Source organism: Streptomyces sp. NPDC005728 (assembly GCF_040630895.1).
Taxonomy (GTDB): Bacteria; Actinomycetota; Actinomycetes; order Streptomycetales; family Streptomycetaceae; genus Streptomyces.
The window spans coordinates 1-20,622 of record NZ_JBEXYL010000123.1; the positions used below are offsets into that span (position 1 = coordinate 1).

Annotated in this window: 16 protein-coding genes, 3 pseudogenes and 2 riboswitches; of the genes and pseudogenes, 11 read left to right on the forward strand and 8 right to left on the reverse strand. The window is 71.9% G+C overall.

Annotated features, from left to right (window positions below; all coding sequences use genetic code 11):
* Positions 1-416, forward strand: a pseudogene (locus ABZ471_RS42185) (hypothetical protein); the annotation flags it as partial.
* Positions 417-477: 61 nt separating this feature from the next.
* On the opposite strand, the pseudogene ABZ471_RS42190 reads toward ABZ471_RS42185, so the two are convergent.
* Positions 478-690: pseudogene (locus ABZ471_RS42190) on the reverse strand (TetR family transcriptional regulator C-terminal domain-containing protein); the annotation flags it as partial.
* Between ABZ471_RS42190 and ABZ471_RS42195 the strand changes: the two are divergent.
* Both ABZ471_RS42195 and tnpA read left to right on the forward strand, forming a co-directional pair.
* Positions 687-941, forward strand: a pseudogene (locus ABZ471_RS42195) (hypothetical protein); the annotation flags it as partial. The pseudogenes ABZ471_RS42190 and ABZ471_RS42195 sit on opposite strands and share 4 nt — an antisense overlap.
* Positions 859-1,257, forward strand: coding sequence for an IS200/IS605 family transposase (tnpA, locus tag ABZ471_RS42200; protein ID WP_359074371.1), 399 nt, complete (start codon positions 859-861; stop codon positions 1,255-1,257). The pseudogene ABZ471_RS42195 and the gene tnpA, both read left to right, overlap by 83 nt.
* A gap of 163 nt (positions 1,258-1,420) precedes the next feature.
* On the opposite strand, the gene ABZ471_RS42205 is transcribed toward tnpA, so the two are convergent.
* On the reverse strand, positions 1,421-2,833 hold the full coding sequence (locus ABZ471_RS42205; RefSeq protein ID WP_359074341.1) for an FAD-binding oxidoreductase: 1,413 nt from the start codon (positions 2,831-2,833) through the stop codon (positions 1,421-1,423).
* 70 nt (positions 2,834-2,903) lie between these two features.
* Entirely contained in the window at positions 2,904-6,134 is a 3,231-nt protein-coding gene (locus tag ABZ471_RS42210; RefSeq protein ID WP_359074343.1) for a BTAD domain-containing putative transcriptional regulator, read from the reverse strand.
* Between the two features lie 236 nt (positions 6,135-6,370).
* Between ABZ471_RS42210 and ABZ471_RS42215 the strand changes: the two genes are divergently transcribed.
* Positions 6,371-6,910 carry a DoxX family protein gene (locus tag ABZ471_RS42215; protein WP_359074345.1) on the forward strand — a complete coding sequence of 180 codons (540 nt, stop codon included), beginning with the start codon at positions 6,371-6,373 and terminating at the stop codon, positions 6,908-6,910.
* A gap of 74 nt (positions 6,911-6,984) precedes the next feature.
* Here ABZ471_RS42215 and ABZ471_RS42220 read toward each other — a convergent pair whose 3' ends face one another.
* Positions 6,985-8,571 carry an FAD-dependent monooxygenase gene (locus ABZ471_RS42220; protein ID WP_359074347.1) on the reverse strand — a complete coding sequence of 529 codons (1,587 nt, stop codon included), beginning with the start codon at positions 8,569-8,571 and terminating at the stop codon, positions 6,985-6,987.
* Positions 8,572-8,670: 99 nt separating this feature from the next.
* Positions 8,671-9,021 (reverse strand): hypothetical protein, encoded by a 351-nt coding sequence (locus ABZ471_RS42225; protein WP_359074349.1) that lies wholly within the window; start codon positions 9,019-9,021, stop codon positions 8,671-8,673.
* Positions 9,022-9,212: 191 nt separating this feature from the next.
* Here ABZ471_RS42225 and ABZ471_RS42230 point away from each other — a divergent pair, with 191 nt between their 5' ends.
* Complete coding sequence (locus tag ABZ471_RS42230; protein WP_359074351.1) at positions 9,213-9,926, forward strand: ankyrin repeat domain-containing protein; 714 nt, start codon at positions 9,213-9,215, stop codon at positions 9,924-9,926.
* Positions 9,927-10,019: 93 nt separating this feature from the next.
* On the opposite strand, the gene ABZ471_RS42235 is transcribed toward ABZ471_RS42230, so the two are convergent.
* Positions 10,020-10,598: a TetR/AcrR family transcriptional regulator gene (locus ABZ471_RS42235; protein WP_359074353.1), complete on the reverse strand. Its 579-nt coding sequence runs from the start codon at positions 10,596-10,598 to the stop codon at positions 10,020-10,022.
* A gap of 273 nt (positions 10,599-10,871) precedes the next feature.
* On the opposite strand from ABZ471_RS42235, the gene ABZ471_RS42240 reads away from it, so the two are divergent.
* The 4 genes from ABZ471_RS42240 to ABZ471_RS42255 are packed head-to-tail and all read left to right on the forward strand — an operon-like array spanning position 10,872 to position 15,799.
* The gene (locus ABZ471_RS42240) at positions 10,872-11,492 is read left to right on the forward strand and encodes a 2Fe-2S iron-sulfur cluster-binding protein (RefSeq protein WP_359074355.1); all 621 of its coding nucleotides are present in this window, start codon (positions 10,872-10,874) and stop codon (positions 11,490-11,492) included.
* Positions 11,489-12,481: a xanthine dehydrogenase family protein subunit M gene (locus ABZ471_RS42245; protein ID WP_359074357.1), complete on the forward strand. Its 993-nt coding sequence runs from the start codon at positions 11,489-11,491 to the stop codon at positions 12,479-12,481. The genes ABZ471_RS42240 and ABZ471_RS42245 overlap by 4 nt, the downstream gene beginning before the upstream one ends.
* Positions 12,478-14,610 (forward strand): xanthine dehydrogenase family protein molybdopterin-binding subunit, encoded by a 2,133-nt coding sequence (locus ABZ471_RS42250; protein WP_359074359.1) that lies wholly within the window; start codon positions 12,478-12,480, stop codon positions 14,608-14,610. The genes ABZ471_RS42245 and ABZ471_RS42250 overlap by 4 nt, the downstream gene beginning before the upstream one ends.
* A complete protein-coding gene (locus ABZ471_RS42255) occupies positions 14,603-15,799 on the forward strand; it encodes an XdhC/CoxI family protein (protein ID WP_359074361.1) in 1,197 nt (398 codons plus the stop codon). Before ABZ471_RS42250 ends, ABZ471_RS42255 begins: the two co-directional genes overlap by 8 nt.
* A 27-nt stretch (positions 15,800-15,826) precedes the next feature.
* Here ABZ471_RS42255 and ABZ471_RS42260 read toward each other — a convergent pair whose 3' ends face one another.
* The gene (locus ABZ471_RS42260) at positions 15,827-16,705 is read right to left on the reverse strand and encodes an MBL fold metallo-hydrolase (protein ID WP_359074363.1); all 879 of its coding nucleotides are present in this window, start codon (positions 16,703-16,705) and stop codon (positions 15,827-15,829) included.
* 12 nt (positions 16,706-16,717) lie between these two features.
* Positions 16,718-16,785: riboswitch (guanidine-III (ykkC-III) riboswitch) on the reverse strand.
* Between the two features lie 85 nt (positions 16,786-16,870).
* Entirely contained in the window at positions 16,871-18,073 is a 1,203-nt protein-coding gene (locus ABZ471_RS42265; protein WP_359074365.1) for a PP2C family protein-serine/threonine phosphatase, read from the reverse strand.
* Between the two features lie 320 nt (positions 18,074-18,393).
* On the opposite strand from ABZ471_RS42265, the gene ABZ471_RS42270 reads away from it, so the two are divergent.
* A complete protein-coding gene (locus tag ABZ471_RS42270; RefSeq protein WP_359074367.1) occupies positions 18,394-19,626 on the forward strand; it encodes an FAD-dependent oxidoreductase in 1,233 nt (410 codons plus the stop codon).
* Positions 19,627-19,764: 138 nt separating this feature from the next.
* Positions 19,765-19,887: riboswitch (cobalamin riboswitch) on the forward strand.
* A 60-nt stretch (positions 19,888-19,947) separates the two neighbouring features.
* Positions 19,948-20,352 (forward strand): (2Fe-2S) ferredoxin domain-containing protein, encoded by a 405-nt coding sequence (locus ABZ471_RS42275; protein ID WP_359074369.1) that lies wholly within the window; start codon positions 19,948-19,950, stop codon positions 20,350-20,352.
* Positions 20,353-20,622: the final 270 nt, after the last annotated feature.

Consider the following 20,622-nt stretch of genomic DNA (forward strand, 5'->3'; position numbering starts at 1 on the left):
AGGGACTGCCCGCCGCGGTCGCTCACGCCTGCGCCCTGCCGACGGCCCACTACAGTGCCGAGATACGCCCCGGACTGGACACGCCCGCCCAGCCACAGCCTCTGAGCGGACGGATGCATCTGACCTACCGTCACTACCGGCGGGCCCTGTCCCGGCTCCTCAGGGAACTGCCGACGCCCCTGGCCGAACTGGGCGCGCAGCATCCCGGCCTGGCACGGGCGCGGACCGCCTTGCTCCACGCCGACCTCATCGACGGCGAGCGCCACGTCCACATCGCCTACACCATGCTGGGAACGGCCCGCTCCCTGGCCCAGCACCCCGCCAGCCACACCAACGCGGTCACCGAACTGCGCCGCATCAGTCACAGCCGCGCCCGCCGGTACGCCTCTCTTCTGCGTCCGTCCGCACACTCCTGACAGGGCCTCAGCAGGCGTGACGACGGACTGCACTTTGCAACGGAAGCACTTTCGAAGCGAGTCAGCTCTCCGGGGTGGTGAAGATCCGGTCCAGGTGGTGGTCCAGAACTTTCGCGGCGGCCTCCGGACTGCGTTGGCCGACCAGGATGCTGGTGCCGGGCCCTGCGGACATGGCGAGCAGGCTCACGGCTTCCAACTGCGCGTCCAGGCCGGGCTGAACGAGGCCGCTCTCCTGTGCCTGCCCGAGGAGAGCGGTCAGTGCGCTCTAGGCTGCGCCCGCTCTACCTGGTGCTCGGCAAGCGCAGCCTGCTCGTGCACCCGCACAGGCAGGTCGAGCGCATCCCGCGCCTGGTGCCGGGCGCCCGAGCCGAAATCATCTCCAACACCGGCCACGGACCGCAGATCGACCACGCGGACGAGATCAACCGCAAACTACCCCGATATCCGCACCGGCCGCCACGTCGACCACAACCTCCACGCCCACTTGGTGTTTGTCACCAAGTACCGCAAGGACGTGTTCGATGACGCCATGCCGAAGCGGTGCGAGGAGATCATGCGATCGGTGTGCGCCGGCTTCGAGACGGAGCTGAGGGAGTTCAACGGCGAGCGCGATCACGTCCACATGCTCGTGCATTACCCGCCGAAGGTCGCCCTGTCGAAGCTGATCAACAACTTGAAGGGTGTCAGCTCCCGGTACCTGCGCGCCGAGTACCCAGGCCGCATCAACCGCATCGGGCTGGGCTGCGTCTTCTGGTCCCGGTCCTATTTCGCCGGGTCGTGCGGCGGTACACCGATCAGCATCGTCCGCCAGTATATCGAGGGACAGAAGCGACCCATCTGACCGTCACCCCAGAGACGGAGCGAACTCCGGCGCTGCGCGCCTCCGGTCTGAGGATGCGTTTCACTCCCCGGCTGAAGCCGGGGATACCCACGCAAGATCAGGGATGGACTCCATCGACTGAGGGCCAAGGAGTCGCTCTCCGTGAGCGTCCGAGGAGGGGCGGTCACGCGCCGGTCGAGGGGCGGATGTTCTGGTTGAGGCGGAACAGGTTCGTGGGGTCGTACGCGTCCTTGACCCTCACCAGCCGTTCGTGCACCGCCGCAGGGTAGGAGGCGCGCACCTTGTCCTCGGCGGCGTCGCCGGTGAAGTTGACGTACATCGCCCCGTGGCCATGACGTGCGATCTCCTCGCGGGCGTTGCGGGCCCAGGCGACATGGGAGTCGAAGGCCGTCGCGTCGGGGGATCGTGCGATCACGTTGCACAGCACGCTCGGGTCCCGCTGGCTGAAGGCCGTGGCCCCGGCGGGCACGCGGGCGAAGGCGCCGCCCAGTTGGTGCAGATGCAGTTCACTGAAGGGCGTCGGTGTCGTCAGGTGGTGTCGCAGCACCGCGTCGAGCGCGGCGTCGGACGGCTCGATGAACGCCGACGTGAAGTAGTTGTGGTCACCGGCCGTCCACAGCGGGTCGAGCAGGGACTGCATGGCCGTGTACGACATGGGGCCCATGAGGTCGGCGATGGGTGTCCCCAGGGTGCGCAGCGGACCGACGGCCTCCTCGCCGACTGCCGGATCGCCCGCGTACATGCCGAGCAGCACCGCGACACGGGTGCCGTGGACCTCCGGGGGCAGGAAGGGCAGGGGAGGTGCCGTGGTCAGGTTGACCACCGTCGTCAGCTCGTCGGGCAGGCGCGCGGTCAGCTCACGCCAGCCCGTGACCACCTGCCGGGCCTCCTCCAGCGGATACACGATCAGACCGGCCAGGACCTGCGGCCCCACCGGGTGCAGTTGGTACTCGAACGACGTCACGACACCGAAGTTGCCGCCGCCGCCCCGCAGGGCCCAGAAGAGTTCAGGGTGCTCGTGCGGGTCGGCGCGCAGCACGCGGCCGTCCGCGGTGACGACTTCGGCCGCCGTCAGGTTGTCGGAGGCCAGGCCGTGCCGGCGCAACAGCCAGCCCACTCCGCCGCCCAGCGTGAACCCGGCGATACCGGTCGTGGAGATCAGGCCACCGGTCACGGCCAGACCGAAGGCCTGGGTTTCGTGGTCGAGGTCGCCCCAGGTCAGGCCGGCCTGGGCGATCACCCGGCGTCGTACGGGATCCACCATGGCGCCCTTCATGGGCGACAGGTCGATGACGATGCCGTCCTCGCAGGTCGAGAACCCGGCGATGCTGTGGGCGCCGCCGCGCACGGCGACGAGCAGGTCCTGGCTGCGTGCGAACTCGACGGCGCGCATCACGTCCGCGGTCCCGGCGCAGCGCACGATCAGGGCCGGATGCTTGTCGTGGGCCCCGTTCCAGACCGAGCGGGCCTGGTCGTACTCGGCGTCGCCGGGGCGGACGACGGTGCCGCGCAGGGCGGCTTCCAGTTCGGCGATGGTGGCGTCCCCCAGGATGCCCTTTGCCGTGTCGGTCGACATGGTCGGCTCCTCGGTGCGGGTGTAGGTGTTCGGGCTGATGGTCAGGACCGTATGCGGCGCCTCTTAGCACTCACTCAGCACCCGCTTTGGAGGAGGTCGCCGGTGGCAGCGTGCGCCGCAGGACTCCCGGGCCGCGGGTGTCGCCGAGGCGCGTGAAGAGGTCACCGGCCCGGGCCGCCGTCGCCTCGGCGGCGCCGCTGTCGCCCGCCTGCCACTGGAGCCGCGCCAGGATGAGGGCCACCCATCCTGCGGCGCAGGTCGACCCGGCGACGTGTTCCAGGCGCTGCGCGCGGGTCAGCAGGGTGCGTGCGCGTGCCGTGTCTCCCGCGGCTCGGGCCACGAGCCCGAGGTGGAGCAGGCTGTTGGTGATGCCTGGGATGTCGTCGGCCTCCTCGAAGCCGGCGAGAACGCGGGAGAGGATGGTCTGCGCGCTCTCGGTGTCCCCGCCGGCGAGGTGGAGCATGCCGAGGCAGCCGAGGGTGATGCCTTCCTCCCGGCGGTCGCCGAGCCGGCGCCTGATCGCCAGCGCCGCGTCGAGGTAGGTCCGTGCCGCGTCGCGGTCGCCCCGGCCGCGGTGGAGGTTGCCGAGCGTGTTGAGGGCCAGGGACTCGCCGTGCGGGTCGGCGAGCGCGCGGAAACAGTCGACGCTGCGTTCGGCCGCCAGGGCGGCGGCATCGAAGTCGCCGTCGAGGCGGCTCGCCCATGCCAGCTCGGCCAGGGCGTAGCCGCGGGCCCGGGACGGGCCGACCGCACGGCCGGCGAGCACCGTCTCCTCGAAGAACAGCGACACCTGCCCCGCCGCGTCGACCCCGACCGCGTACCCCGGCGTCATGACCGGGAAGAACGGCCCGCTCTCGGTGTCGACGTCGGCCAGCAGCCGGAGACTCTCCCGGCAGGCTTCGGCCGCCACGGAGCCCTCGCCACGGCAGACGGCCCAGACTCCGTCGAGATGCGCGGCAGCGGCGAGGACCGAAGGGGTGCCCGTGTCGAGGGCGAGGCCGCGGGCCAGGTCGAGAGCGGTGCGGGCGCGGTCCCACGCGCCACGCATCCAGAGCAGGACCGCCTGCTGACAGTGGGCGTACGCCAGCGCCGCCGGGTCGTCCGGCCGCAGTCGGTGGATCCCGACGATCTGCTCGGCGATGTCCTCCAGCGGGGAGCCGTCACCGAGGCGGATCGCCAGCACGGCCCGCCCCATCAGCGCTCTGGCCCGCTGAGGGGTGGGCTCCGGTGCGGCGGCCAGCGTGTCGTCCAACCAGCGCCGGCCCTCGGCAAGGCGCCCCCGTTCGGGCCAGAACGAGCGCAGGGCCACCGCCAGCCGCAGCGCGCTGTCCGGTGCGTGGCCCAGCGAAGAGCGCAGGGCGGCCCGGAGATTGCCGTAGTCGGCCTCCAGCTCCAGCGACGTCGCCCCCGAAACGCCGGTGGGCGGCTCGCGGTCCCGCGCCTCGGCGAGTGCCAGGTAGAAACGCCGGTGCCTGGCCTCGGTGGCCCTCAGTTCCCCGGCGGCCCGCAGCCGGTCCGTGGCGTACTGCCGGATCGTCTCCAGGAGCCGGTAGCGGACCTCGTCCTGCCGGGGCTCCACCAGCACCAGGGACTTGTCCGCCAGCCGCCCGAGGAGGTCCAGGACCGAACTGCCCTGCGTGCCGTCGGCGCACACGTCCTCGGCCGCGGCCAGGGAGAACCCGCCCGCGAAGACCGCGAGCCGGCGGAACAGGCGCTGTTCCTCCTCGTCGAGCAACCGGTGGCTCCACTCCAAGGTGGCCAGCAGGGTCTCCTGGCGGGTCGCGCCGCGCCGACTGCCGTGCCCGAGCAGCGCCTGCGCGTCGTCGAGCCGTTCGGCGATCTGGCGCGGGGCGAGCACGGGCACCCGAGCCGCTGCGAGCTCCAGGGCCAGCGGCATGCCGTCGAGCCGGAAACAGATCTGAGCGACGGCCTCCGCGTTCCCCGGCGTCAGCCGGAACTCGGGAGCCACGTCAGCAGCCCGCTCCACGAACAGTCGTACGGAGGCGAAGCGGCCCAGTTCCGACACGGGCGGCAGCCGATGCGGATCCGGCAGTCCCAGGGAGGGCACCCTGAAGGTGCGTTCCCCGTAGCTGCGCAACGGCTCCCGGCTGGTCGCGAGGACGAAGACGCCCGGGCAGCGGGAGAGGATCTCCGAGGCCAGGGCGGCGCATGCATCGATCAGGTGTTCGCAGTTGTCCAGCACCAGCAGCATCTCGCGGTCGCCGAGCTGGGCGATGAGCGCATCCCGGCCCGCTCCGGACGGCGGCAGCCGCAGTTCCAGGGCCGTGGCGACCGCCTCGGGCACGAGGTGCGGTTCCGCCAGTCCGGCGAGATCCACGAACCACGCCCCGTCCCGGAAGTCGTCGCCCCGTCGGGCCGCCACGGCGAGTGCGAGGCGGGTCTTGCCGCAGCCGCCGGCGCCGGTGAGGGTCAGCAGCCTGCTCCGCCCGAGCAGCGTCTCCACCTCGGCCATCTCGCGTTCCCGGCCGACGAGGGCCGTGGCCGGCGCCGGGAGGTGATGCCGGGGGGTCTCCGGCTGCTCTGCGGGCGCCTCGACGGAGTCGGCGAGCAGCACGCGGTAGAGGCGGCGCGTCTGCGGGTCGGGGTCGGCGCCGGTGTCACGGCGGAGTGCGTCCCGAAGATTCCCGTAGGCGGACAGAGCCTCCCGGCGGCGCCCGGCGTCGGCCAGTACCCGCATCAGCGCCCGGTGGCCGGGCTCGTGCAGAGGGTCGTCGGCGACCAGGGCCCGCAGGACGTCGAGGGCCTCGGCCGGGTGGTGATCGTGCTCGAGCACCTCGCCCAGCCCCAGCCGGAGCGCCGTACACCGCGTCTCCAGCGTCTCGGCGGCCTCGGTCGCCCAGGGCTCGTACCGGTCCTCGGGCAGCAGTCCGGGGCCGGCCAGGGCGAGCGCGGCACGGTAGTCCGCGGCGCCGCCGCCGTCCGAGGCCCGCCGGGCCGCCTCGTCGAACTCGTCGAGGTCGATCCGCACCCCGCCGTCGGGACCGAGCAGCACCATGTCGTCGCGGAGCACGACGATCTCGCCAGGCGCCCCCGTGGAGGCCAGAGCACGTCGCACGGCGTACAGCACCTGGTGCAGGTTGTTCGACGCGGCAGTCCGGTCGAGGTCGGGCCACAGAACGTCGTAGAGCCGATCCCGGTGCATCCGGTGACCGGGCGACAGACAGAGCAGCTTCAGCACGCTCCGGGCCTTGCGCAGCCGCCACGCCCCGGCGGCGACAGGGCGGTCCGCGACCGCCACGGCGAAACCGCCGAGGAGCCGGATCCGCACCTCATCGGCCATGGCTGTCCTCAGAAGCAGGCTACCGCCTGGCCTTGTCGGGGATCCGTGCCCATGTGTCCGGCCCCCGGCCCAGATGCATGATCATGGTTGGAGCGGAAGGATCGGCAGTGGTGGTCCACGCTTTGCGATGCGGCGCGGGGCGCACCGCCACCGGTGCCTCGGGCTCAGCCCGAGCTGGGGGTAACGCCCGTTCCGGGGGTTCCTGCCGGAGCATCGACATGGATACGAATCGCATCTTGCGCCGTCCTTCAGGTCCTACGGGATCACACGCCCAGGCCACCGGTGGACCGGCGGTCTCCGCGGCCGACGTCGGCCTCCTGCTCATCCGGCTGACGTTCGGGCTGCTGATGGCCGGGCACGGAGCTCAGAAACTGTTCGGGATCTTCGGGGGAAACGGCCTGACCGCGACCGGTCGGGCGTTCGCAAGCCTCGGATTCCGCCCGGGCAAACTCTTCGCGGTGATCGGCGGCCTGTCCGAATTCCTGGGTGGCCTCAGCCTGGCCCTGGGACTGTTCACTCCTCTCGCGGCCGCCGCCCTCATCGGCGTGATGATCAACGCCATGGCGACGGTCACCGGCGCCCATGGGCTGTGGGAGACGGACGGCGGCGTGGAGTACAGCGTCTGCATCGCCGTGGTCGCCCTGGCCGTCGCGGCCATCGGCCCCGGCCGCCTCGCCGTCGACCGGTTCTTCCGCTGGGGTACGGGCGGCTGGGGCGAGGGCGCGTTCGCCTTGGGCCTGGGCGGTGTGGCCGCTGCGATATCGCTGAGTCTTTGACCCGGGGGCGGCGACGGCGACGGTGTCCCGGCGCCACGGCATCGGCAGCGCTCGCGGCATGGGGCGCTGGGCCGTCAGGCGGATGCCGAGCGGGTGAGGGCGGTGAGGGCCTGGTCGAGGACGGCATCGCTCGGTGGGCCGTCCTGCCAGCGGGCGCCGATGTGGCCGTCGGGCCGGACGAGCAGTGCGCCGCGCGGGCGGAGTCCGCAGAGGTCGGTGTACTCGTCGGGAAGGGTCTCGATGTGCAGCGGCCATGATGTGCTGGTCCGTTGCTCCCAGTGGGTGGGGTCCGGGGTGAGCAGGGTGAACCATTCGCCGCACGCGTCGAGCGTGGAGCGGTTCTCCGTGAGCCAGAGGTGCGGCATGCGATGGCCGGGCTCCGCGGTGGGGACGTAGTCCGTGCCCCGGTCGGACGGCTCGGGCGGGGTGCCGTCCCCCAGGACGGCAGCCGAGCTGTAGGCGACACCCAGCACCAGACCGAGCTGGGCGAAGTACCGTTCGGACCAGGGAAGTTCGACCTGGGCGGGCGCGGCTTCGCCGGACTGGAGCTGCTCGCGGCGCCGGTTCACCACCTGGACCATGAGATGGGTGTTGGCGACCGTCTGGCGGAGCGTCTCCTGGGCGACGGGGAGGCGTTCCACCCCGTAGGTCTCCAGCAGGCCGGGATCGGCCCATCCGGTGAGAACACCCGCGAGCTTCCAGCAGAGATTGTGCACATCGGCGATGCCGGTGTTCATGCCGAGGCCGCCGATGACGGGGAGTGCGTGCGCGGCATCGCCGGCCAGCAGGATCCGGCCGTGGCTGAGGCGTTCGGCGACGAACGCGTTCATCGCCCAGTGCTGAACCCGCAGGACATCGGCCTGTACGTCGGCGTCGGGGCCGAGCGCACGCGAGACGATCTGGGACCAGTCGGCGCGCACAGCGTCGTCCGGCGTGGGCCCGAACCAGGCCCAGCCTCCTTCGGGGTAGAGCGGGGCGAATGTTCCGTGCGCGGTGAAGTAGACGCCGGCGGGCTGGCGGGCGCACCAGCGCTTGAGGTCGGCGTCGAACACGACGGTGGTGAAGTCGCCCAGCGCTCCGGGGCCGGTGGTGCCGATTCCCAGCAACTGCCGGACGGTGGAGTTCGCGCCGTCGGTGGCGAGTACATAGCGGGCACGCAGGCGCGTCTCTTCACCGCGTCGGTGGTCGACGAGCAGGGCCACCACGCCGTCGGCTTCCTCGGTCAGACCGGTCAGCTCGACCCCGAACCGCACCGGTGCGTCCGCTGCGGCCAGCAGGGTGGGCTCCAGCCGGTCCTGCGAGGTGAGCGCGCCGATGACGGGGCTCGCGGGAACCGGCGCGTTGACCGCGACCATCGCGGCTGTGGCGAAGTCGTGGTCGTGCAGGGTGTCGCGGAAGCGGACGCGGCCGTACTCGGGTGCGAACGCGGCGTCCCTGATCTTGGCGGCGAGCCCCAGCCGGCGGTAGATCTCCATCGAGCGCACGTTGACCAGCCGGGACCGGGGAAAGGGTGACAGCTCACGGTGCTTCTCGACCAGAAGTGCCTGTACGCCCCAGCGTTCCAGCAGCGCGCGGGCGGTGAGCCCGACCGGCCCACCACCGACGATCAGTACCGGCACTTCGCCGCCTGCCCCGGGCATGTCGAACTCCTGGAACGCCACGAGATCAATCTTCCGCCCCGGGCGGCCGGTCGCAACGCCGTGCCTCCGAGTACACCCGTTCGGTAGGGGCCCCGCAGGCAGGGGCCCCGGTCGAGGGGGTCAGCGCAGGAAGACGACCGAGCGCAGCTTCAGGCGGTCCGTGGCCGGGTTGCCGTGCGGTCGGAGAGCCCAGGAGTCGCCTGAGCAGTCGGGCTCGGTGAAGACGATGGCGAACGCGTCGGTGTCGTTGTGCGGGGCGAAGGCGGGCTCGGAGGCGGACGGGTCCGCGGCCTCGGGGATGGTGATGCACTCGTCGTTCGCCGGGTCGTGGAGGGTGACCGCCACGGGCTCGCCGTTCAGGCCGACGGCCTGGTAGCTGAAGTCGCCGGTGGCAGCCTGGGCGGGCGTGGCCAGGACGGCAGTGAGGGCGAGGGCACCGCAAGCGGCGGCGACGGTGTTCCGAAGGCGCACAGGGTTCTCTTTTCGTGAGGACGACCAAGGTCATCTGCACCCTTGGTCCGCCCGCGCGCTCGTATGCGGGCCGGCCGAGCAGAAGCGTTCCTGTCTCACCCGTTCGGACGCGCGTGTCGGCCGGCGCAGCGGTTGTCAGTGGCCCGTGGTACCCAGGTGGTGAACTGGGAGGTAGCCCGATGCTGCTCGACATGACCGCGCCGCCGGCCCGTGCCGCCGTCGAGGCGATCCGCACCGGCCACGTGGCGGCACTGCAGGACCTGCTCGCCGCACATCCGGGCCTGGCCACAGCCAGACTGGGCAGTACGGACAACGCCCGCACCCTCTTGCACGTCGTCACCGACTGGCCCGGCCACTTCCCGGGCGGCCCGCACACCGTGACCGTTCTGGCCGCGGCGGGAGCGGACGTCAACGCACCGTTCACCGGCCCGCATCGCGAGACCCCGCTGCACTGGGCGGCCAGCACGGACGACGTCCCCGTGCTCGACACCCTGCTCGACCTCGGTGCGGACATCGAAGCCGACGGCGGGGTCATCGGCGGCGGGACGCCGATCGCCGACGCGGTCGCCTTCGGTCAGTGGAATGCCGCCCGGCGCCTGCTCGACCGCGGTGCCCGCACCACCCTGTGGCAGGCCGCCGCGCTCGGCGCTGCCGACCGCGTCGCCGCGTTCCTCCCGCCCCGTACCGAGCCGCCGAGCGGCGAGGACCTCACCAACGCGGTGTGGTGCGCCTGCCACGGTGGACAGCAGCAGATCGCCGCTCAGCTGCTGGAGCACGGCGGTGACGTCAACTGGATCGGCCACGACGAGCTGACCGCGCTCGATGCCGCCCGCCGCTCCGGTCACCCCGCCCTGGTCGCCTGGCTGCGGGAACAGGGAGCGAAGTCCGCCGAAGACCTCGCCTGACAACTTCATGATCCGCCAGCCGCCAGCCGCCAGCCGCCAGCCGCCAGCCGCCAGCCGCCAGCCGCCAGCCGCCCACCGCCCGCAGCGCGGCGCTCACCGGCCGGGCGCCCCCGTGCGCAGGCCGTCCATGACGAGGTCGAGGAGCCGGGCGGCGCGTGGCCGCCAGTCGTCCTGCGGGTCCAGCTGCCAGAGGCCCGCTATGGCGAGCATGAAGTCGTCCGCGGTGATGTCGGAGCGGACGGTGCCGGCCTCCTCGTTCGCCCGCAGCAGGAGATCCGCCGCGGAGGTCACCGGCGTGGGGGCCGGCTTCGCCGGGCCGCCCGGTGCGCCGGTGACCTGCCGTATCGCGTCGGCCAGGCCTGCCTTGGTCATGGCGAACTCGGCGAGTCGGTCCATCCAGGCACGCAGGGCCTGCTCGGGCTCCCGGGTCTCGAGCAGCTGGGCGGCGCTGTCGGCGACCTGCTGCATCTCGTGGCGGTAGATCTCCAGGACGAGCGCCTCGCGGTTGGGGAAGTTGCGGTAGAACGTGCCCTGTCCGACGCCGGCCTTCTTGGCGATCGCGCTCAGCGGGGCATCCGCACACGCCGTCAGCTCGGCGACTGCCACTTCCAGGATGCGCTCACGGTTGCGCTGCGCGTCCGAGCGCAGGGGTGCGTCCTTCTTCTGCTGCACTCGTCCTCCTCCAGGGTGCGTGGCCGAACCTCGCCCTTGCTAACCGGACAGCTGTCCGGTACGTTCTCAGGTACCGGACAGCTGTCCGGTTGTGTCCACGATAGCCGTGGACAAGGCCCTACGGCAGTCATGAGCTGCCATCTTCTGCCTCAGCATCGCGCGCATGCGGCTCGTTCGTGCGGCACCAAGCCCTCACCATGCACCCCCCCACGACATCCGGCCACGGCTGCCGGACCACCCCCATCTGTCCTGGAAACGCGAAAGAAGCTTCTCATGGCCCAATCGACGTCCAGTGTCATCACCTTGAACATCAACGGCGAGAAGTACACACTGCCCGTCGACCACCGCACCACCCTGCTCGACGCACTGCGCGAGCGCCTCGATCTGACCGGTTCCAAGAAGGGCTGCGACCAGGGCCAATGCGGCGCCTGCACCGTCCTGCTCGACGGCCGCCGGACCGTCGCCTGCCTGCAACTGGCCGTGGCGGCCGAGGGTCGCGCGATCACCACCGTCGAAGGCCTGGCCGACGGCGAGCACTTGCACCCCGTGCAGCAGGCCTTCCTCGAACTGGACGGCTTCCAGTGCGGCTACTGCACCCCCGGACAGATCTGTTCCGCGATCGGGGTGATCCAGGAGCACGCGGCGGGCTGGCCGAGCGCCGTCACCGACGACATCCGGCCCGAAGCGGCACCGCCACCCCTGTCGGCCGAGGAGATCCGCGAGCGGATGAGCGGCAACCTGTGCCGGTGCGGCGCGTACGTCCCGATCGTCGAGGCGGTGGCCCGTGCTGCCGCGGCCGGGGCGGACCCGGACACCACCTCCGTGGCGCGCGTGAGCCCCGAGGCGGGGACGGACACCGGTTCCGAAGCGGCGACGAAGGAGGCCGTGGCATGAGGGAGTTCGACTATCAGCGGGCGTCCGACGTCGCCGGCGCGGTGGCGGTGCTCGGTGCCGATCCGGACGCGCGCTTCCTCGGCGGCGGCACCAACCTCGTGGATCTCATGAAGGCCGGCGTGGAACGACCCGCCCGGCTCGTCGACATCCGCGAACTCCCGCTCGACGAGATCGAGCCGACGCGGGAGGGCGGGCTGCGGATCGGCGCCACCGTCACCAACGCCGACCTGGCCGCCCACCCCGAGGTCCGGCGGCGCTACCCGGCGCTGGCGCAGGCCGTGCTGGCCGGTGCGTCCGGACAGCTGCGCAACATGGCCACGGTCGGCGGGAACCTGCTGCAGCGCACCCGCTGCGGCTACTTCACCGACGTCACCAAGCCCTGCAACAAGCGTGTCCCCGGCAGCGGTTGCCCCGCAGTCGAGGGCGAACACCACAACCACGCGATCCTGGGCGCCTCCGACCACTGTGTGGCCGTACACCCCTCGGACATGGCCGTCGCCCTCACCGTCTTCGACGCCGTCGTCCACTACGAAACCGCGGACGGGCCGGGCGAGTCGCCCATCGGCGCGTTCTACGTGCCCGTCGGCGACACCCCGCACCACGAGACCGCCCTGCCCCCGGGTGCGCTGATCACCGGCGTCACACTGCCGCCCACCCCGGTCGCCGCCCACTCCCGCTACCGCAAGGTGCGCGAGCGCGCTTCGTACGCGTTCGCCATCGGCTCCCTCGCCGCCGCGCTCGACGTCCGTGACGGTGTCATCCGGGACGTCCGCCTCGCTTTCGGCGCGGTCGCCTCCCGGCCGTGGCGGGCCCTCGCGGCCGAACGCGTCCTGACCGGTGCGCCGGCCGACGCCGAGACCTACGCCGCCGCGGCCGCCGCCGAGCTGACCGCGGCGCGACCGCTGCCGCACAACGGATACAAGGTGACCCTGATGCACAACCTCGTGGTGGCCGTGCTGACCGAACTCGCCGAGGAGGCCGCCCGATGACCACCGTCACCACCGGGACGTTCACGCCGACCCCCTCCGTCGGCACCGCACACACCCGCGTCGAAGGCAGGGACAAGGTCACCGGAGCGGCCCGCTACGCGGGAGAGATCCCCTTCACGGACCTCGCGCACGGCTGGCTGGTGCTGTCCACCGTCGCCCGCGGCCGCATCAGCGCCCTCGACACCGCCCCCGTCCTCGCCATGCCGGGCGTCCTCGCCGTCCTGGACCACCGCAACGCCCCGCGCGTCGAGACCGACTACCCCGGTCTGATGGGTTCGAAGCCGGACCCGACCTGCGCCGTCTTCCAGCACGACCGGGTGCCGCACGTGGGCTGGCCCGTGGCGCTGGTCGTCGCCGAGACCTCCGAGCAGGCCAGGGAGGCCGCCGAGGCACTGATCGTGCACTACGAACAGGAGCCCCACGACGTCGACTTCACCGGCGGACACCCGGACGCCTACCCGCTGGACAGCCATACGCCGGCGGTGACGGAGAAGGGTGACCTCGACGCCGAACTGGCCGCGTCGGCCGTCGTCCTGGACGCCGAGTACACCACCCCCGAAGAGCACCACAACCCGATGGAACCGCATGCGGCAACCGCCCGCTGGGAGGACGGCCGGCTCGAGGTGGTCGACTCCAACCAGGGCGCCACCTGGATCGTCGGCGAACTCGCCAACCTCTTCTCGCTCGACCCGGCCGCGGTGCGCGTACGCTCCGAACACGTGGGAGGCGGCTTCGGCAGCAAGGGCGTCCGCGCCCACCAGGTGGCCGCCGTCATGGCCGCCACGGTCCTGCAGCGCCCCGTACGCGTGATCCTGACCCGCCGTCAGATGTTCTCGCTGGCCGGCTACCGCAGCCCCACCACCCAGCGCGTCAGGCTCGGCGCCGGCCCCGACGGACGGCTGCGCGCGCTGGACCACCGCTCCGTCAGCCTCACCTCCACCGTGCACGAGTTCATCGAACCGAGCGCCGGAGTGGCCCGGGTGATGTATGACGCCGACGCCCACCACACCGCCAACCGCGTCGTACGGCTCGACGTACCGACCCCCACGTGGATGCGCGCCCCGGGTGAGGCACCGGGCTCGTTCGCCCTGGAGGCGGCGCTCGACGAACTCGCCGAGAAGTGCGGGATCGACCCGATCGAGCTGCGGCTGCGCAACGAACCCGACAAGGGACCGGTCTCCGGCCTGCCCTTCGCCGGCCGTAGTCTGCCCGACTGCTACCGGGAGGGAGCCCGCAGGTTCGGCTGGGCGGACCGGGACCCGCGCCCCGGCCTGCGCAGGGACGGCCGCTGGCTGCTCGGCACCGGCATGGCGGCGGCCTCCTTCGGCGCGGGCGCCGCGCCGTCCACGGCTGCGTTGACCGCCCACGCGGACGGCACCTTCACCGTCCGGATCGCCGCGGCCGACATCGGCACCGGGGCCCGTACGGCGCTCACCCTGGTCGCCGCGGACGCGCTCCGCGTGCCCCCGGAGCGCGTGCACGTGCGCATCGGCGACAGCGACTTCGGACCGGCGATGATCGCCGGCGGGTCCATGGGCACCCGCTCCTGGGCGTGGGCGGTCACCGTCGCGGCTGACGAACTGCGCGACAGGATGGCCCTGAGCAGCGACATCCCCCCGGAGGGAATCACCGTACGGTCGGACACCACCGCGGCCATCGGCGCTCTCGCCCCCGCCGAACGCCACTCCTACGGGGCGCAGTTCGCCGAGGTGGCTGTGGACGTCACCACCGGCGAGGTGCGCGTGCGGCGGATGCTCGGCATCTTCGCGGCCGGCCGGATCGTCAACCCGCTCACCGCACGCGGACAGTTCCTGGGCGGCATGATCTGGGGCATCTCCATGGCCCTGCACGAGGAGGCCGTCCGGGACGGCGCCTCGGGCGGCCACGTCGGCGCAGACCTCGCGGGCTACCACGTGGCCACACACGCCGACGTCCCGCACATCGAAGCCGACTGGATCGAGGACCCGGACCCCAAGGACCCGGTCGGGATCAGGGGCATCGGCGAGATCGGCATCGTGGGCGCAGCGGCCGCCATCGCCAACGCGGTCTGGCACGCGACCGGCGAACGCCACCGCAATCTGCCGATCAGGCCGGACCGTGTCATCCGGGCGGGAGCGCCACGTGCTTGACGTCGCCGAGGAGTTGCTCCGCTGGATCGAGGAGGGCCGGGACTTCGCCGTCGCCACCGTGCTGGCGGTGGGCGGCAGCGCGCCACGCGGACCCGGCGCCGCCCTCGCCGTCGACGACGAGGGCACCGTCATCGGCTCGGTCTCCGGCGGGTGCGTGGAGGGCGCGGTCTACGACCTGTGCCGGCAGTCGCTCCGGACGGGCGAGAGCGTCACGGAACGATTCGGCTACAGCGACGAGGACGCCTTCGCCGTGGGACTGACCTGCGGCGGGACCATCGAGGTGCTGATCACGCCGGTGACCGGGCCGGCGTCCGGCCGCACGGTCCTGACGTCCGCCCTCTCGGCCGCCGTCCGGGGCGAACCGGCGGCCCTCGCACGGGTCGCCCGCGGCCCGGCGGAACTCCTCGGCCGGGCCCTGCTCGTGCGGCCCGACGGCACGTACGACGGCGGACTCGGCGGCCGTCCGGACCTGGACCGGACGGCAGCGGCCGAGGCCCGCGCCCTGCTGGAGGCAGGGCGCACCGGCACCGTGGACATCGCCGCGGACGGCTCGCACTGCCCCGGAGGCGTCACCCTGCTCGTCGAGTCGAACGTGCCGCCCCCGCGCATGATCGTATTCGGCGCGGTCGACTTCGCGTCCGCACTGGCGCGTGCCGGCAAGTTCCTCGGCTACCACGTGACGGTGTGCGACGCCCGCCCCGTCTTCGCCACGCAAGCCCGCTTCCCCGACGCCGACGAGGTCGTCGTCGACTGGCCCCACCGCTACCTGCGCCGCACCGGAACCGACGGCCGTACGGTCCTGTGCGTGCTCACCCACGACGCGAAGTTCGACGTACCCCTGCTGAAGGCGGCCCTCGCGATGCCGGTGTCCTTCGTCGGCGCGATGGGCTCGCGTCGCACCCACGAGGAACGCAATCGGCGTCTGCGCGAAGAAGGCGTCAGCGAGCGGGAGCTGGCCCGGCTGCGCTCCCCGATCGGCCTCGACCTCGGCGCCCGTACACCGGAGGAGACCGCCCTGTCGATCGTGGCGGAGATCGTCGCCGCCCGGCGGGGCGGGACGGGCGCGCCCCTGACCGGCACCAAAAAATCGATTCACCGCGACGGGGGAGCGCCACCCCGGGACGGCGAGGCGACGGCCGCCAGAGGAACCGGCCCGACGAGGGCTCAGGCAGCGGCGTCGACGGCGTAGGCCGAGGACGGGTCCGCCCTGGAACGCTCAGTCCGAGGGGCAGAGGACGAAGTCGGAGTGGGCGCGCCAGGTGCGGTCGTCGCCGAGCCGGGCGAGCGCGTCCCGGATCCGCCGGAGGTGGGCCGGGGTGAGCTGCAGCGGGGGCTCGTCGGGCTGGTAGGTGGTGCGGACCGGGTAGTCCACGCCCGGCTCGGTGGTCATCTCGATGTGGCAACCGAGCACATGGGTGACGGGCCGGCGGTCGGCGAACTCGATCAGGCGCTCGATGCTGCGGGTGAAGGCCGGGACGTCCTGGAGGTAGAGCCGCCCGGGGTAGACGCTGTCCCCGGTGAGCAGGAGGCCGGTCGGCGGGTCGTAGAAGCTGACGGCGGCCTCGTGGTGGCCCGGGGTGGCCAGGCACTCCAGGACCCGGCCGCCCAGATCGACAGGGGCGACGGCTTCCGGATCCGTGTCGAACCCGAAGTACCGCCAGGCGGTGGCGCGGTCGGCGCCCACCACCGTGGTGTCGGGGCGCTCGGCGAACTGGCCGTCGCCCGCGACGTGGTCACCGTGCCCGTGGGTGTGCAGTACGAGGAGGTGGTAGCCGTCCCGGGGATGCCGGTCGAGCCAGTCCGCGAGGAGCCCGTCGACCACTCGCCGCAGGGGGAAGAACTCGGCGGACTCGGTCGCACCGGTGTCGATCAGCACCGCCCGTTCGTTGCCGCACAGCAGGAACAGGAACGGTGCCTCGTAATGGACCGCCATGTTCTGCCGCAGGATGAACGTGTGCTCGTCGTACGCGTGGACCTGGATGTCCGGGTCCGTGTTGTGCTTGGCCGACGGCGAACCGTGGATCCACCGGACGTCCAGAGGGTGCGCCGGGGGAGGGACGCGGGGGAAGTCGATGAGATGCGTGCCGCTGCTCACGATGTCTCCGTGTATGCGTCGTCTTGGCGGACCGGGTACGGCGCACATCTCGTCCGGGGCAGGCACGTCCGAGCCTCCGGCGGGACGCTACCACGCCGTCCGGCACCTCGAAGGCTCCCGGACTGCGTCGGCACGTATCCCGACGCCGGAGCAGTGCGCCCGCTGTCACCCCGGCTCGCCGCTCCGGCGCTCCCGGGCCGTCGGCCCGGCCGATGCGGCCGGTTCGTCGGCGACCAGGCAGACGGTGAGTGCCGCGGTGTCGTCCTGCAGGCCGTCGGCGCTATATGCCAGCAGGTCGCTGTGGAGCCGTTCCAGCAGTTCTTCGGGCGGCAGAGGCCCCCAGGAGCGGAGACGCTCGAGCAGGGGGTAGAAGGTGCCGGAGGAGTCGCGGGTCTCCGTGATGCCGTCCGTGTACAGCAGGAGCTCTTCGCCGGGACGGAAGTCGTAGATGTCGACGTGATACAGGTCTTCGACGAGCATGCCGAGGTTCAGCGGCGGACCCGAGTTCCCCCGGTCCAGCTCGCGTACCTCGTCGGGGCGGATGAGGAGCGGGGGCGGATGGCCGCAGTTGACGACCCGGACGACATGCCCGTCGCTGGGGATCTCTGCGAAGACGGCGGTGACGAACCGCTCGCCCAGCTCCGTTCCGCCCAGCTGCATCGCCCTGCGGTCCATGCTCGTCTCCACGTGGTCCGCCAGAGTGGGAAGGTCCGGTTCGTCATGGGCCGCCTCGCGGAACGCGCCGAGCAGGGCGGCGGCGGTCTCGACCGCGAGCAGCCCCTTGCCGCGGACGTCGCCGATGAGCAGCCGGACCCCGTACGGAGTGGGGACGGCCTCGTAGAGGTCGCCGCCGATGCGTGCTTCCGCAGCGGCGGACAGGTACAGGCTCTCGAGGCGCAGGTTGCCGATCCGGTGCGGGACCGGTCTGAGCAGGACGCGCTGCGCGATCTCGGCCACGAAGCGCACGTCGGCGAGCATGCGGTCACGGCGCGTCCGATGGGCGGCCAGGATCGTGCCGAGCGCGCCCACCAAGGCAGTGCAGATGTAGGACGCCACATAGTGGCGGTCCCACAGGTAGCCGACGGATCGGCCCGCACAGCACGGGGTACCGGCCAGCACACCTTCGAAGCCGACGGCGAACACCGTGGCGCCGGCGACGACGAGGGGGCCGTGGGCGAAGGCGGTCACCAGAGGAACGGCGATCAGCGCGAAGCTCACCGGCCAGTCCACGGGTGTCAGAGGTTCGAGCAGCAGAAGCACGATGACGTACAGGACCGGGAGCCAGCGCATCCACGCCGGGGGCGCGGGCAGCTGCGTCCGTACGGCCATGGCGGCCTCCGGCTCCCCACGGGTGTGCCGGTGCCTCACCCGTAGCTCCTGCGCGCGCACGCCGTCTCGGCTGCCGGAGCTGGGCAAGCCGACGGAGCTGCCGGAGCAGCCCGGCAGGCATGGCGTACGGGCGGACCACATGCCTGACGGCTCGGCTTACGCAGCCTTCGCACACGCGACTCCTGTCACACGACCCCGACAAGACATTCAGCCTGCTGTGCCGGGTCGCGGCACGCCGGTGATTGCTCCACTTGGCGGCATGTTCGGCCGGCCGGTACCGGAGACGGGGTGCGGAGGCGCCGAGGAGTATAGTATTCATCGACCGATGAATTACTGCTCTCGTGAAGGGCAGGACTGCAATGGAACAGACCACGTGCTGCGTAGTGGGGGGCGGCCCCGCGGGCATGGTGCTCGCCCTGCTGCTGGCCCGCGCCGGCGTCCCGGTGACGGTGCTGGAGAAGCACGGCGACTTCCTGCGTGACTTCCGCGGCGACACCGTCCACCCCTCGACCCTGGCGCTGCTGGACGACCTGGGACTGGCTGAACGCTTCGCCCGACTGCCCCAGCGCCGCGTGAACACCGTCCAGTTGCCCGTCGGAACCGGCCGCTCGACGGTCACCGTCGCGGACCTCACGGTGCTGCCCGGCCCCTACAACTATGTGGCGATGGTGCCCCAGTGGGACCTGCTGGACCTGCTCGCCGACGAGGCCCGGCGCGAACCGTCCTTCCACCTGCGGATGAACACCGAAGTGACTTCCTTCCTGGTCGAGTCCGGACGGGTGACCGGGGTCCGTTACCGCACCTCCGACGGCCGCACCGGCGAACTCCACGCGGCTCTCACCGTCGCCTGCGACGGCCGAGGATCACTGGCCCGTACCCGGCCGGAACTCCGGCTGCGCCGCTTCACCTGTCCGATGGACGCCTGGTGGTTCCGCCTGCCGCGACACGAGGGAGATCCACGCGGACTCGTCGGCGGCGCAGGCGACCGCTTCCTCACCGCGATGATCGACCGTGGCGACTACTGGCAGTGTGCCGCGCTCATCCCCAAGGGCACCGACACGCAGCGCCGCGCCGCGGGCCTGGACCGCTTCCTCGCCGAGTTCACCACGGCGGTCCCCTGGATCGCCGACCGTACGAACGCCCTGCACTCGTGGGACGAGGTCAAGCTCCTCGACGTACGCCTGGACCGCCTGCGCCGCTGGCACCGCCCCGGCCTGCTGTGCATCGGCGACGCCGCGCACGCCATGTCCCCGGTCTTCGGCATCGGGATCAACCTCGCGGTCCAGGACGCCGTGGCCGCGGCCCGCTATCTGGTCGGGCCCCTGCGCCAGGGGACCGTGGGCCTGCGCGACGTACGCGGTGTGCAGCGCCGGCGCCGCCCCACCACGGTCGCCACGCAAGCGCTCCAGCGCATGGCCCACGCGGCCGTCATCGGGCCGGTCCTGCAGGGCCGCTCGCCCCTCGGCAGCGCGGAGAGGGCCCAGCACATGGCACGCCTGCTCACCGGATCACGCTGGCTGCGCCGCCTCCCCGCGTACTTCGTCGCATACGGCGCCCTGCGGGAACGCCCACCGGGGGCGGCCGTCCGGTGACAGCCGTCCCGGATATGTCCGGCCGCGCGTGCGGCAACAGTCCGCTCCTCCGCCCCTGACGATGTGGTCACCCGGCAGCCAACTGACGGGGTCTGGACCGGTAATGGAATGATGACCCTGACAAGGCGACGGCGGTCCGAGGAAGCCGGTGTGAATCCGGCGTGGTCCCGCCACTGTGATCGGCGAGCGAGTTCCGGCAGGCCACTTCCCCAGTAGGGGTGGGAAGGCGGAACTAGCTACGACCCGAGAGCCAGGAGACTCACGCGGTCGCCTCCTCAATGGACACCGGGGCGGATTTCCCCGGGAGAGGAGTGGTGCCGCATGCCCGAGAGGTCGGCGGAGAGGACGTCCGGCAGTGAGACGGCCGAGGAGGTGACCGGTCCGGCGCCGTGCCGGGTCGTCGTGTGCCGGGACTGCTGCTGCGGCAGCCCCAAGGTGACCGGGGTGGATCATGCGGCGCAGACCGCACGACTGCGTGCGGAGGTGCCGGTGCGCATTTCCGACTGCCTCGACGTCTGCGACCAGGCCAACGTCATCGTCGTTCAGCCTTCTGCCGCCGGGCGGGCCGCTGGTGCGCGTCCGGTCTGGCTCGGCCTGGTCAACGATCCGGACGCGACCGAGGACATCGCCGCCTGGGCGCGTGCCGGTGGCCCGGGCGTGGCTCCCCAGCCGGACATCCTCGACCTGTACGCCTTCACACCGCCGCGGCGGCGTGCGAATTCCTGAAACCCGCACCGCAACGAATCCTCGGGCCGATCGGCATGAGAAGTTCGTGGCGGACCTTAGTCAACGACGTCCTGCGCACGGCCGGTTCGGCCGTCTCAGGACAGCGAGAGAGCAAGCTCGGCCGCCCGACTTCCGCCACCGCCGGCCCACTGGTCACTGGACCGGCCACCTGACGCGAGAGGAAGATCACGGCTGGTGGGGGTGGTCTTGGCCGTGCACGTGTCACGCGGTACGGTCTGTCCGGTATCGACGACGGCGAGACGGAAGCCG